General features: G+C 34.6%; 12 protein-coding genes. 8 read left to right on the plus strand and 4 right to left on the minus strand.

Annotation, left to right across the window (positions count from 1 at the left end; all coding sequences use genetic code 11):
- The first annotated feature begins 4 nt into the window (after nucleotides 1–4).
- The 5 genes from FS486_RS16020 to FS486_RS16040 all read left to right on the plus strand — a co-directional run bounded on the left by FS486_RS16020 (nucleotide 5) and on the right by FS486_RS16040 (nucleotide 4,848).
- Complete coding sequence (locus FS486_RS16020; protein ID WP_260858133.1) at nucleotides 5–1,042, plus strand: glycosyltransferase family 4 protein; 1,038 nt, start codon at nucleotides 5–7, stop codon at nucleotides 1,040–1,042.
- A 152-nt stretch (nucleotides 1,043–1,194) separates the two neighbouring features.
- Nucleotides 1,195–2,475: a glycosyltransferase family 4 protein gene (locus tag FS486_RS16025; RefSeq protein ID WP_144512785.1), complete on the plus strand. Its 1,281-nt coding sequence runs from the start codon at nucleotides 1,195–1,197 to the stop codon at nucleotides 2,473–2,475.
- Nucleotides 2,459–3,055: a sugar transferase gene (locus FS486_RS16030; RefSeq protein WP_313957008.1), complete on the plus strand. Its 597-nt coding sequence runs from the start codon at nucleotides 2,459–2,461 to the stop codon at nucleotides 3,053–3,055. The genes FS486_RS16025 and FS486_RS16030 overlap by 17 nt, the downstream gene beginning before the upstream one ends.
- 15 nt (nucleotides 3,056–3,070) lie before the next feature.
- Nucleotides 3,071–3,703: an acetyltransferase gene (locus FS486_RS16035; protein ID WP_144512855.1), complete on the plus strand. Its 633-nt coding sequence runs from the start codon at nucleotides 3,071–3,073 to the stop codon at nucleotides 3,701–3,703.
- The gene (locus FS486_RS16040; RefSeq protein WP_144512787.1) at nucleotides 3,700–4,848 is read left to right on the plus strand and encodes a DegT/DnrJ/EryC1/StrS family aminotransferase; all 1,149 of its coding nucleotides are present in this window, start codon (nucleotides 3,700–3,702) and stop codon (nucleotides 4,846–4,848) included. The genes FS486_RS16035 and FS486_RS16040 overlap by 4 nt, the downstream gene beginning before the upstream one ends.
- A 6-nt stretch (nucleotides 4,849–4,854) precedes the next feature.
- Here FS486_RS16040 and FS486_RS16045 read toward each other — a convergent pair whose 3' ends face one another.
- Together FS486_RS16045 and FS486_RS16050 are read right to left on the minus strand one after the other, a co-directional pair.
- Nucleotides 4,855–5,037, minus strand: coding sequence for an acyltransferase (locus FS486_RS16045; RefSeq protein ID WP_144512789.1), 183 nt, complete (start codon nucleotides 5,035–5,037; stop codon nucleotides 4,855–4,857).
- A 179-nt stretch (nucleotides 5,038–5,216) separates the two neighbouring features.
- Nucleotides 5,217–6,032, minus strand: coding sequence for a DUF2599 domain-containing protein (locus FS486_RS16050; protein ID WP_144512791.1), 816 nt, complete (start codon nucleotides 6,030–6,032; stop codon nucleotides 5,217–5,219).
- 520 nt (nucleotides 6,033–6,552) lie between these two features.
- Here FS486_RS16050 and FS486_RS16055 point away from each other — a divergent pair.
- The gene (locus tag FS486_RS16055) at nucleotides 6,553–7,050 is read left to right on the plus strand and encodes a GNAT family N-acetyltransferase (protein WP_186321484.1); all 498 of its coding nucleotides are present in this window, start codon (nucleotides 6,553–6,555) and stop codon (nucleotides 7,048–7,050) included.
- A 63-nt stretch (nucleotides 7,051–7,113) separates the two neighbouring features.
- On the opposite strand, the gene FS486_RS16060 is transcribed toward FS486_RS16055, so the two are convergent.
- Nucleotides 7,114–8,676, minus strand: coding sequence for an NlpC/P60 family protein (locus FS486_RS16060; protein ID WP_144512795.1), 1,563 nt, complete (start codon nucleotides 8,674–8,676; stop codon nucleotides 7,114–7,116).
- A 136-nt stretch (nucleotides 8,677–8,812) separates the two neighbouring features.
- Nucleotides 8,813–9,580, minus strand: coding sequence for a hypothetical protein (locus FS486_RS16065; RefSeq protein WP_144512797.1), 768 nt, complete (start codon nucleotides 9,578–9,580; stop codon nucleotides 8,813–8,815).
- Between the two features lie 160 nt (nucleotides 9,581–9,740).
- On the opposite strand from FS486_RS16065, the gene FS486_RS16070 reads away from it, so the two are divergent.
- Entirely contained in the window at nucleotides 9,741–12,842 is a 3,102-nt protein-coding gene (locus FS486_RS16070) for a hybrid sensor histidine kinase/response regulator (RefSeq protein WP_144512799.1), read from the plus strand.
- Entirely contained in the window at nucleotides 12,823–13,929 is a 1,107-nt protein-coding gene (locus FS486_RS16075) for a response regulator (protein ID WP_144512801.1), read from the plus strand. Before FS486_RS16070 ends, FS486_RS16075 begins: the two co-directional genes overlap by 20 nt.
- Nucleotides 13,930–14,093 lie beyond the last annotated feature (164 nt).

The following is a 14,093-nucleotide window of genomic DNA, read 5'->3' on the forward strand; positions in this document are numbered from 1 at the left end:
ATATCTGAAGGAATGCTTAACTTTAGTAAGCGCAGGATTTGAAGTAACCTATGTCGTTCCGGGAGTTGAAAATTCAATAATCAATGGAGTAAATGTGAAAGGGGTTAAGAAGGGAAAGGGTAACCGTTTTATGAGAATGACAAAAACAGTATTAGAAGTTTTTAATAAGGCAAAGGAGATAAATGCTGATATCTATCATTTCCATGACCCAGAACTGCTTCCAGTAGGATTAGCTTTAAAAAAAAGAGGGAAAATAGTAATTTATGATATTCATGAAGATTTACCTAGAGCAATCTTATCTAAACCATGGATATCTTCATTTATGAGAAAGCCTACAGCAACTATTATTGAAATTTTTGAGAATTATTGTGCTCGTAAATTAGATTGTTTGATAACTGCAACACCATATATTACAGAAAGATTTAAAAAAGTTAACCGAAATACGGTCAATGTTAATAATTTTCCACTCCTCGATGAGCTAATGACGAATTCTAGGGATTTATTTAATTCATATGGACAAGTTTGTTATATTGGTGGCTTGGTTCCCATTAGGGGGATGTATGAATTAATAAAAGCAGCAGAACTAATTGAGGGAAAAATCATATTTGCTGGTCCAGTGCACCCGAAGGATATGGAGATAACTTTAAGTGCTCATAGAAATATAGAATATGTAGGAATATTAAAACGTCCTGAAGTTAGAGAATTATTACATACATCAGTGGCTGGTATTGTTACATTTTTGCCTGAGCCGAATAATGTTAACGCACAACCAAATAAAATGTTTGAATATATGTCTGCTGGAATTCCAGTAATTTGTTCAGATTTTCCATTATGGGGCACTATTATTGAAAAGTATAAATGCGGAATATGTGTAAATCCAGAAGATCCTAAGGCTATTGCAGATGCGATAAATTATCTATTGAACAATCCCGACGTGGCTCAAGAAATGGGAAGGAACGGGAGGATAGCTATAGAGAGGGAATTTAATTGGGAAGAAGAGAGTAGGAAAATGATAGAAGTATATAAGAGCTTTTGTAAATGATTTCGCGTTGGGTTTGTAAAGTACTATCTGAAAAAAATTGTAAGGTAGCTCCCTTTTAAAGTATCGGAAGATTTGGAGATTTTGTAGTCTTATAAAATATTTTGGTTCTTAGAAATTACTAAGGAAATTTAAAGTAGTAGAGAGGTTTTATAATGAATATTTGGATTTTCAATCATTACGCTTCTGGTGCTAATTCCAGTGGTGGAACGAGGCATTTCGATTTAGCAAAACAACTAGTGAAGATGGGACATTCAGTTACAATATATGCATCTTCTTTTAATCATCAATTATTAGTTGAAGAGCACTTAGTGGGGAGTAAAAGTATCCATAAAGAGTCTATATCGGAAGGTGTTAAATTTGTCTGGATCAAAACAACTCCATATTATAAAAATAATTTTAAAAGAGTTTTTAATATGCTCTCTTATACGAAGCGAGCTTATACAATCGCAAGAAAAGAGAGTAGCCGTCCAGATATAGTAATTGGATCCTTGGTTCATCCACTTGCAGCTTACATCGGCTATCTCATAGCCAAAAAATATAATAGTATTTTTTATTTCGAAGAAAGGGATTTATGGCCACAAACTTTAATAGATTTAGGTAAAATGTCTCCAAGGAATCCTGTTATTTATATACTTTCCAAAATAGAACTTTTTTTATTCAGAAAAGCTAATCGAATTATATTCTTATTTGATAAAGCTGTTAATTATGGAGAATCAAAAGGAATTTCAAGAGAGAAGTTTTTGTATATTCCTAATGGATTTGATATGGATAGGACCTTTAACTCGATAGAGCTTTCTACAGAAATAAAGCAAGTACTAAAGAATTTAGAACAACAAATGATAGCTATATATACAGGTGCGCACGGGAAAGCTAATAATCTGGATGTCATACTTAATACTGCTAGTCAAATCATGAAAAAAGAAACACAAATTCATTTTGTATTAATTGGAGATGGACCGGAAAAAGAACGACTAGTAAAACGTATAAAAAGAGAAAAAATAACTAATGTTACAATGCTCCCTCCTGTAAAGAAAGAAATGATTCCCGAAATTTTAAAATATGCAGATGTAGGTTTATTGCCATTAGTAAATTCTCCAGTGTTCAAATGGGGTATAAGTCCAAATAAATTATTTGATTATATGGGTGCTTCATTGCCGGTAGTAATTTTATGTGATGTAGAAGGAACCCCAGTAGAATTAGCTAGCGGAGGTCAAGTTATTAGGGGGAATTTTGAAGAAGAGCTAGTAAACTTTCTTACTCATATTGATAAATCAGAGTTAGTTAGATTAGGTAATAATTCTAGAAACTATGTGGAAAAGAATCATTCCTGGGAGAGGTTAGCAACTAAGCTAGAGGCCCAAATGATTAGTGATGTAAACAAGTTCAACAAAAATAATTTAATAAAGAGTGATTTATTTGAAAAGAATATTTGATTTTATTATTAGTTTCTTTGCCCTAATTCTGTTGTCACCTGTGATAGGGATAACTTCTCTATTAATTTATTTCAAGATTGGATCTCCGGTTTTATTCAAGCAAGAAAGACCGGGGTTAAAGGGGCGCTCGTTTGTCGTATATAAATTTAGAACTATGACACAAGAGCATGATGAAACAGGTGAACTGCTACCGGATTATGCTCGCTTGACGTCTTTTGGTAGGTTTCTAAGAAAGTTAAGCTTAGATGAGCTTCCTCAGCTTTGGAATGTATTAAAAGGTGATATGAGTTTTGTCGGACCAAGGCCGTTATTATTGGAATATTTACCTTTATATAATGCGAGGCAGGCAAAGCGGCATGAGGTGCGACCAGGTATAACTGGTTGGGCACAGATTAATGGAAGAAATGCAATCTCTTGGGAAGAAAAGTTTGAATTGGATATATGGTATGTAGAGAATCAGTCTTTCTTGTTAGATTTGAAGATTTTGCTTAAAACTGTGAAGAAAGTATTTATAAGAGAAGGGATTAATCAAGAAGGACAAGCAACGATTACTAAATTTTTAGGAAACAAAATTAATTGATAGTAGGTGGACATCCTGGAGAAGATTATCCTTATTGGCGATAGTGGACATTCAAAGGTAATTGCAGATTCCATTCGATCTCAAAATGGAAAAATTATCGCTAAGTTAGATGATAAATATCAAAAGAATACTTATGAACATCAAATTCTCAAGGGACCAATACATCAACTAGAAGAAATTCTTGTAGATGACGTTAAGGTTGTTATTGCTATTGGCTCCAATTCTGTGCGAAAACAACTAGTGGAAAGATTAGATCTTTCGATAGAAAGATATGCAAAGATCGTACATAACAGTGCGATAATAAGTGATTCGGCGAACATTGGTTTTGGAACGGTTGTGATGCCAGGAGCAATAGTTAATGCTGATGTCTCTATTGGAAATCATGCAATTATTAATACTAACTGTGTAATAGAGCATGATTGTGTAATTGAAGAGTATGTACATATTTCCCCTGCGACTACTTTAACGGGAAATGTAAAAGTCGGTGAAGGAAGCCATATTGGAGCAGGAGCCACTGTTATTCCAGGAATTGAAATAGGTTCTTGGGTAAATATAGGAGCAGGCAGTTCTGTTATTTCAAATATAGAATCTAATGTTACTGCTGTTGGAGTGCCAGCTAAGTCGATAAAGAAAGAAGGTTTAATATGAATAATCGAATCTTATTATCTTCCCCGCATATGTGTGGAAATGAACAAAAATATATAAATGAGGCATTTAAAACGAATTGGATCGCCCCTCTTGGTCCAAATGTGGAGAAGTTTGAACGAGAATTAGCAAGATACGTAGGAATTGCAGATGCGGCTGCAGTTAGTTCTGGTACAGCAGCAATTGATTTAGCATTAAATATACTTGGTGTAGGAGTAGGGGATATTGTATTTTGTTCAAGTTTAACGTTCATTGCAAGCGCAAACCCGATTGTTTATCGAGGGGCAACTCCAGTCTTTATTGACTCGGATTTCGATACATGGAATATGTCACCGCAAGCATTAAAAAAAGCTTTTATCGCAGCTTCGGATAGGAAAAAACTTCCACGAGCTGTTATTATCGTTAATTTATACGGACAAAGTGCACAAATGGATGAATTAATAAAGATATGTAATGAGTATGATGTACCAATTATAGAGGATGCAGCAGAATCACTTGGCTCACTGTATAAAGGAAAAAAAAGTGGGACATTCGGTACATTTGGGATTTATTCATTCAATGGCAATAAAATAATTACAACTTCAGGTGGAGGAATGCTGATTTCAAATGACGTGGAGGCTATAAAGCATGCTCGTTTTTTAGCTACTCAAGCCCGGGATGAAGCGAAGCATTATCAGCATAGTATGATCGGATATAATTATCGCTTAAGTAATGTGTTAGCGGGAATTGGACTAGGACAATTGGAAGCTTTAAATGAACGTATAGCACAAAAGCGTGCAATTTTCGGCAGATATAAAGATTGCTTAAGCTCTATCGAAGGTATTTCTTTTAGTCCTGAATTACCAAATACGTTTTCTAATAGATGGCTGAGTGTAATGTTTTTAAACCCTAAGCGGGTTAGCATTTCTATCAATGACCTCATTGATGCACTTGACTTAGAAAATATTGAAGCACGCCCTGTATGGAAACCACTGCACCTTCAACCCATTTTCCAGGAATGTGAATTTTACGCACACGATGAAGAAATAAAAGTGAGTGAAATTCTATTCGCTAATGGAATTTGCTTGCCATCAGATACAAAGATGACAGCTGAACAACAAATGAGGGTAATAGAAGTGATTAAGAATAGTGTTGGTTGTAGAACTTAACCAAATTTAATTAGTAAAATCAAATTTTTTTATATAGTTACATCCTTCACAGGCTACACCTATTTGTTGATTTGTTTTCGGATCTTTATAGTAAATTTCATCGAAACCACAAATTTCACATTCCATAATATGAAAAGCTTTGCGGGTTCCAAGAATATTATCTAGTTTCATATCAAAATTTAGCTGCAAGACTACACGCCTCCTATTTTAATTAATGATAAGTCGTTGTATCATGAAAAAGAGAAAGGAATTCAAATAGATACATAAATAAATCTGCTTACAAAATAGCATCAATGAATTTGAGTTACAGAATAGTTAAAGAAAAGAACAGACAAAAGAAATCTGCTCTTTTTCATTTAAGGTTACTTTTAAGGGTTACATGATGCCAACACAGTAGAGAAGTAATCTACATTTGGTCTATCAGGTTCTAAATTCCAAAGGTCCTTCTTCTTAGCAAAGTCAAAATGGCAATCAAATTGATTTTGCATACCTTCCGAATTATACCATTTACTATTGTTAGTATGTATAGATTTTATTTTATCCCAAGCATCTATTTTTATTACTTTATTTAGATCGGAGTTTTTTGAACTAGCAACATCTGGTTTTTGTGACAAACTTAATGAAGTTATACCACCTCTATATATCCATTCACTCTTAGTGAAATAAGTAGAGAAAGAGGTTGCTTTCATGTTTACTTGAATATCGATTAAATTAGAAACGTTTTTTGTTTTCACGTTTAACAGTAAAATGTTGTTGCTATCTATCGAAGTGATAATTTGTGTATTTCCATCGTTATTGGCTACTTTTACATCAATAACTCCTATTGAATGATTATATTTATTATATATATTACCCGAATTAAAAGTCCTTCCAAATTCATTTTTGTAAAAGACAGCAGTTTCACCTTTATTAAGTTCTAGGGGTACCTGAATTTTAGTGCCCAAGGTAGATGGAACAAGGGTAATGTTCAGGACTTCGCTATTTCCATCCATCACCTTACTATAGGAGGTTTCTTTGAGTGCTTCAGTTTTAACGTTAGAAATCATAGTAGGTAAACCAATTGCAATTTTTTTGTTCTCTTCTGTTATTAAATAAGTAGTTTTTTCAAGTGCTTTAACAGAAGTTATATGCCCGAAACTATAAACTATTGAAAGAACCATTAGTCCAGTGATAATTTTCCTCATTATTAATAATTTCCCCTAACACTATTTTACTTATTCTCTATATATCCATTGGCAATTACTAAGTCTCCATTTTGAAGATAACCTAGATAAAATGAAATAGTTTTAAGATATAAATTACTTAATCGATAATGAGCACTCCTAACTATACGGTAGAACTTTTGTATTAATATTGTCGAACGAGTTCATAATAACATCTGCCTACATAATTGTCATCATAAATTTTTTTCTCTCTCAAAGTTAATCTTTATTCGAACTTTTGATGCCAAACGTAGACAACTAAATAGGAAATGCATCCAATCCTATTATTTCTTATAAATGTAGAATGTAGAATCTTTACTCACTATCTTGAATAATAAAAATAGATGCAGTTACTTAGTGCCTAATAATGGAACTTTAAATAATTCTTTCTATCCATTATACTAGTGTCTAGAAGTAACCAGAAGTACAATATTATTCAAAAATAGCTAATATATTACTTCAGAGGTTATCTTGGTTTAGCGATTTGATTAGGGGGATTTTTTTGGAGAACGTAAATGTTTATGTTGATTTTAAGTTGAATATTGAAGAAGGGACTTCATTATTTAATGTGGAGGCCCAGTGTTTAATATTTACAGAGGATTTAGATCAATCGGTGAATGTGGGGCATGCCTCCTTCTATTTAATTAATCCTGTTAAAAGTTCTTATTTAGACGTTTGTGGGGATGCAGATTGTATATCTTCGGACTTGTCTCACTCATTGATAAGTTTAAGAGATATTTGTGATGTAGAGAGCATCCAGGGATTAGTGGCAACTGGCCATTTCATAAATATAAAAGAAGATTGGCGTGGAAAAGGATTAGGCAAAGCTTTTATAAAGAAAATGATCGAACAACTAACACTTTTAAATGTAGGGATCATGGTTTTAATAGCTAGAAATACAAATGAATTTCCTTATTATAGCGAATTGGGATTTCAACCGCTGAAAAATAAAGCTGATATTTCGTTGATGTATCGTTATGCAGACGATATTAATGTGTAAAATACATAGACAACTTATCAAAGTACCAGTGTCCCAGTATTTTTACGAGGACACTGGTTTTCTTTATTTTAAATATCTCCTTGCACTTGAATAATTCGTTTTGTAAACTCCTGCGGAAATCGATTCAATTTTGACTTTGTCTGATGCATTTGGAGCGTGTAACATTTTCCCATCTCCTATATACAAACCGACGTGATATACTTTTCCTTTTCCTTTATTGCCCGCAAAAAATACCAAGTCTCCAGGTTGTAGATCTTTCTTTGCGACTGCTGTCCCTTTTGTTGCTTGGTAAAAGGAATCGCGCGGAATAAGGATTCCATGATTTTTATAAACAGAGTAAATAATTCCCGAACAGTCGTAACCATATGAAGATGTTCCTGCCCATAAATAAGGAAGACCTAAGAACATTTTTGCACTGTTTACAATATCCTTTTGGCTTGGTTTTGGGATAGCTGCGTAATTTTTAAAGGGTTTGGCATCCTTTTTCAGTAAATATTTAACACCGTTTGCTGGTGTTTGTACATGTAGCCATTCGCCTTCTTCTTTCACAATAGGTAGGATAGTTGAATAGCTGATTTGAATAAAGCTTTTCTTTTTGCCCATATCGTTATATAAAGTAGCACTTTTTGCATTTACAACAGCAATCGAACAATTGCTATAGTCTGTAGCCGTTTCCACGATATGTGCTTTAGGGACCCATCCGGGGTATCCTTCTTTTTGATATGGTACGAACTGATCATTAATCGCTATTCTAACCCAATTTCCACTCGTTTTTAACACAGTTACCTGATCTCCATACAGTGCTTGTGTATCGACTTTATCAACCAACCACCATTTTTGTTTTAAGTTCATACTTTTCGTCCATTTAGAAATATCTACAGGGGTGGAAATGGAAGGGCGATCGACAGAGCGAGCTATGTTTGGATTATGCCAAAGAGAAGTTGCCTGTACATTTACCTTGTATGTTTTTGTTTTACTTGGTTTTTCGCATGCCCTAACCTCTTGCGTAGGAGGAAGTGCTTTGCGGAAATCAGGATGCAACACACGTGCAAGATAAGTGGCAAAATCGCCTTTTGTTATATTGTCTAAAGGCTTATATGTATTATCTGTATAACCTGTTGCAATATGTAGTGATTGTAATGTGTTAATCGCCTCTGATACCCAATATTCAGGAAGTACATCAACGAAAGATGTCTTTGTAGTGCCTTTCAAATTAAAAGCCCTCACGAGATAGACGGCACCCTCTCCTCTTGTAAAAGGGGCATTTGGGTTAAACGCACCGTTCGCATCTGCTATCATAATTCCTTCATTCGAAACTGCTGCCATGAATGGGTAACCTGGATGAGTCGCATCTACATCCGTAAAGTCTACTTCCATCTGTTCTGTGGGAGCCAGCCCCAATGACTTTACTATCATTTCAGCCGCCTCAAGACGGGTAATCGCTTCATTGACTCCAAAGTTTTTTGAAGGGTTTCCAACTAATATTCCTTTAGAAGCTAAAAAATCTAGCTCTGCTTTTGCTAAATAATCGTCCCCCACATCTTTGAACAATGGAGCAGCTGAAGCAGTACTAAATGTGGAAAATAAAAAGATAATCCCAATAAAAAATGCGATATGTTTTTTCATATATACTCCATCCCTCCTCTATTTACTATACAAGAGACTATCTTTTTTTGCTAGATTAAAAATTCAGATATTTTAAATCTCTAATATAAAAAAGCCATGCGAATAGGACCATTCGCAAAGCTCTCTTTTGCTTCTTTCAAAACAAGTAAATCATATTATCCAAATACCTTCCCAACGTCGAATCGGCCAAAAGGGTTACGATAATCACAAACAACAAAACATAAACCGCAATATATAGGATAAAACCATATAAAGGATCTATTTCACTTGGATTTTTCGTTATTAAAAAGCTAACTAAGTACAATGGCAAAACAAACATGGTGATTATAAAACTAATAACTAACATTATATTTCCAAACGTAAATGATTGGATAATCATGAGAAGTAGGGAAAGGGAAATAGTTACAACGAGAGGAGATAACTGCCCGCCATAAAAACTAATAATGGCTTTTAAAGAATACTGGGAACCGAAAAAGCTATTAATAATAAAAAGGCTAAATATTGAAATAGCGAAAAATAGGAAAGTGAGTAATATTATTTGGATAAAATAAGGAAAAAAGAATAAAGAATCTCCCCGGAGGTTGTTATGAGTTATTAAATATAGAGATATTGTATACAGCAATGTAAATAAAACAATGCTAAATAACCCGTTGGAAAAGTCTTTTTCTCCTTGCTGAAACGCAAATGAAGGCTTCTTTAACTGTTGGATGAAATAGGTCCTATAAATAGATGATCTCTGTTTCAAATTTTCTATATGTATATTAGGTTCGACAGGCTGTACGGATGTTTTTGCTGTAGTATTTCGTTCCGTACGCAATAAAACTTTTTCAAATTTATTTCCACATGTTCCGCAAAAGTTTCCAACGACTTGTTCTTGCCCGCAATTTGAGCAGACGATATGCATTGCCTCCCGTTTGTTTTTATAGGTAATGTATGAAGTTTGCTTGAAAAGTATACTTAAGCGACCTGTCTTGGCCAGAAATCCCTATGATAAATTTGTTTGTAAAAATGAATGTTTTCGTTGTACAGTGGATAAAGGAGTATTTTGGTAAAGGAGGTACCTCATGGTGAAGAGAAAAGTTTTCATCTTTCTTTCAATTAGTATTTTTCTATTAACGCTATTATATATAATCAAACCATTTCAAACAGACACTTCCTCACCTTTTCCAATACAAAATGGAATTCTTTCCTTGGAAGATTGGGATGAAGAAGATCAGATAATTGAGCTGAATGGGGATTGGGATTTCTTTCCCGATACTCTAATCGTTCCTAGTCCCAATTATGATGTTTTTGCCATCAGTCAAGAAAATCGAAAGCAAATAACAGTGCCAGGAGAATGGAATGACCGGTTGAAAGAAAGTGGTCCTCACGGAGTAGGTACTTATCGATTGATTGTTAAAGTACCGAAGGAAGGGAGATATGGGATAAAGGCAGCCTCGATCCGTAACTCCAGCAAAATTTATATAAATGGAAAAGAAGTAGGAGGGGTGGGTAACCCTACAGAGCGTATTGAAGATTTTAAATATGATAATAGAAAATACACAGTGTATGGGGAAAGTGAAAATAGACAGCTAGAGATTGTCGTGCTAGTTGCTAATTTAACCTATTATACAGGGGGCATCACACATCCACTAAAATTTGGGACTGCACAAAACATAATAGCCAAACATGAAATGGATCGGCTTATTAAAATGATGATAATTACGGGGTTTTTACTCATGGGAATTATCCACTTTTTTACGTTTATACAAAGGAAAAAGTATTTATATGAGCTGTTCTTTGCGCTATTTTGCATTACGCTAGGGGTATATACCTCCATGCTGAATGAATATTTATTTTTTCTTGTGTTTCCTGGGTTTGATGCAAAGGAACAGACGAGATTACAGTTGTTGGTCATCCATTTAGTCGTACTGTTTTTCTTATTGTTTGTTTATCATTTGTTTAAGCAATATGCAAAGAAAAAAATAGTGATTGTTCTAAGCAGCTTGTTGTGCATACAAATAGTTATTTACGGGACGAAGAATCCGGTTATTCTGTTGGTTAGACACCTTTCTTTAACGACAAGACAGATTCTAATTGTGTTCTTTTTAGCTATATGCTTTGTTTATATTCTTGTTGTTTTGATGAGAGCCTTTTTAAGGAAAAAAGAGGATACAGAGTATTTATTGCTTACAATGACTACTTTTATGTGCTATGGATTATTATTAGGGCTGGAATTCCTGTTCGAACTACAAGTTAAGAGTATATTATCCGCTTTAAGTTTACTTATGATTTTTAGTTTGTCCCTACTGATGGGACATCGTTATCAAGCTGCCTTTAATAGGGTAGAAGGATTATCGGAGGAACTTCTTTTGTATGACCGGTTAAAAGATGAATTTCTAGTAAAGACGTCGCATGAACTCAGCACCCCCTTACATGGGATTATCAACTTATCTAAGTTATTAATGGAAGGAATCGATGGGCCTTTAAAACGTAAGCAGCAGGAAAATATTATTTTAATACATAATGTAGGCAAACGTCTGGCAAGTTTAGTAGAAGACCTGTTATTTGTATCTACCATTAAAAAAGGAGAAACTCGTCTAGCTGCACGTCCTGTCAATATTTCCATCGTGGAGGAAGTGCTCGCTGAGATGAATTATTTGATCTCACCGATGCAACAGCTGAAGCTTGTAAATAATATGCCAAAAAATCTTCCGCCGATTTATATGGATGAACAAAAGCTGAAGCAGGTCTTTTTTAACTTAATATATAATGCAATTAAATACACAGCAGCTGGAAGCATAACGATTGAAGCAGAAGTTAGAGAAACACAGATGTACATCTCGGTATCTGATACGGGTAAAGGAATAGAAAAAGAGCATTTGGAATTGATCTTCTCTTCCTTCTATCAAATAGAGAGTAGCAGATCCGGAGATTCAACTGGACTTGGGTTGGGATTAAGTATTACAAAAAATATTATTGAAAGCTCTGGAGGGCGTATTTGGGCAGCTTCTAAAATTGGTCAGGGCTCTCGTTTCACTTTTACTGCTCCCCTTGCCACTACACAGCAGCTTGGAGAAGTGATAGAACCGCAAAACATCGCAGAGATTTTTCAGCGGACAAACGAAGTGGGACTTTTACAGTCAGCAACATCCGTATCAACAGAAAAGGAGAAGGCGATAAAACCATATACTGTTCTAGTGGTAGATAATGAGCCTGCAAACTTGCAAGTGCTCATCAATATGATCCACTCTTTAAACTATCATGTCATCGCTGCAAGCAGTGGCTCAGAAGCGATGGCTATTCTAAAAAAAGAAACAATCGACCTTGTTATCATAGATTTAATGATGCCAAATATGTCAGGATACGAATTATGCCAAGCAGTGCGAAAGGAATATGATCTTGTTGAGCTCCCAGTCATTATATTGACAGCAGCTGGGCAACTATCCGATTTAGTCGCTTCGTTTCAGGTAGGTGCGAATGACTTTTTACAAAAGCCAGTAAATTTAGATGAGCTAAAGGCTAGAGTAGAGTCGCTATTATTAATGAAAAAATCTGCAGAGGATGCTATTAAAGACGAGTTGAGTTTTTTTTATGCACAAATAACTCCCCATTTTTTATATAATACACTTAATACGATTATCGGATTAAGCTATAATGATGTAGAAAAAACTCGAGAGGCTCTACAGCATCTAGCCATCTACTTTCGGGCCAAATTGGATGCCCGGGAACATCATGCGCTCGTAGAACTAGAGGATGAAGTGGAGCTTGTACAAGCTTACTTGGCGATTGAACAAATACGTTTTGGCGATAGGCTAACTATTGAGTACGCTATCGATGAGACAATTGAAACGTATATTCCATCGATGACTATTCAGCCGTTAGTGGAAAATGCAGTACAGCATGGCATTTCAAAACAAAAGCATGGAGGTACTTTATTGCTAGCGATTGAGCGTGAATCCTCTAACATAAAAATAACGATTGAGGATAATGGGGTTGGCATACCTCTTGAAAAACAACAAGAATTACTGGAAGGTAAAAACAATCGAATCGGATTTACTAATCCATTGAAAAAACTTACCCTTATTAAAGGTGCAACTTTTCAATTAGATAGTGAAGAAGGTAAAGGGACAAAAATAACAATACGATTGCCTGAGGTAAAAAACAATGAGAGTATTATTGGTTGATGACGAAGAAATAGCACTAGACGTCAATGAAATTAGGTTAAATGAATTGGAAGGCGTCGAAGTAGTTGGAAAATATACAAACCCATACTTAGCATTAGAACAATTGGAAAAAGTGGATGTTGATGTAGTGTTTTTAGACATGGAAATGGGAGGAGTCCATGGGCTGGAACTGGCAGAAATGATTACAAGTCAATATAGTCATTTAGAAATTCTGTTTGTGACCGCCTATCCTCAATACGCATTAGAAGCTTTTGAAGTGAATGCAATCGATTATTTATTGAAGCCTTTAAATAAAAAACGTCTTAAAAAAGCTATTGAAAAAACGCAAAAGAAGTTAGAGCTGTATAAAGAAAGTAAGAATCTTATAGAGGAAAACAAGCTTTCTTTTTATGCAAAAACTTTGGGAAGCTTCCACCTTCTAGACGGTCAACATAATATTGTTAAATGGCGAACCAAGAAAGTAAAAGAGCTTTTCCTCTTTCTTTGGCAACACCAAGGTACGTCTATTCATAAAACGGTTGTCATGGAGCAACTTTGGCCAGACGTCGTTGTTGACAAAGCTACCACTCTATTGCATACGACAGTGTACCAACTTAGAAAAACCTTTAAAGAAAACGGGCTGGAAGATGCTATATTATTCGTTAATGATCATTATGCATTAAATATATCAATTGATAGTGATTATGCGGAAGTGGAAAGATTATTAACCATTGATAGCAGGGAAACTGCTTCTGTTGAAAAAATCCTAACGCTATATACAGGTGATTTTTTAGAAGAAGAAGATTTTAAGTGGGGAATTGTAACTCAACAGTGTTTTAAACAATTGGTTTTAAATTATTTGGAACATGTAGTAACGAAAAGTGAAGCGAGCCACGAGTTAATAGAAAAATGCTTGCTAAAAATGTTAGTGATCGATTGCTATAATGAAACGTATATGTATAAACTACTATACTTTTATAAAGAAATGAACAATCGTGTGAAGCTAAGAGAGTATTATAGAATATTTGAAAATAAATTAAGAGTTGATTTAGGTATTGAAATTCCGTTTGAAATGCAAGAACTTTACGAGCAAACAATAGAAAAATAAATCGACACTTATTTCCTGTGCAAAGGGAGATAAGTGTTTTTGAGTTGTTCAGAATTTGTTCAGTACAGAAAAGCTATGATTGAATGGGTATTTCTGAGTACAACATTTCAAACAACTTAAGATAGAATTGCTTGCAAAAAAGGCGGGAAACTTAGTAATACCTA

The organism is Bacillus sp. FJAT-22090 (genome assembly GCF_007676755.1).
Lineage (GTDB): Bacteria > Bacillota > Bacilli > Bacillales_A > Planococcaceae > Psychrobacillus.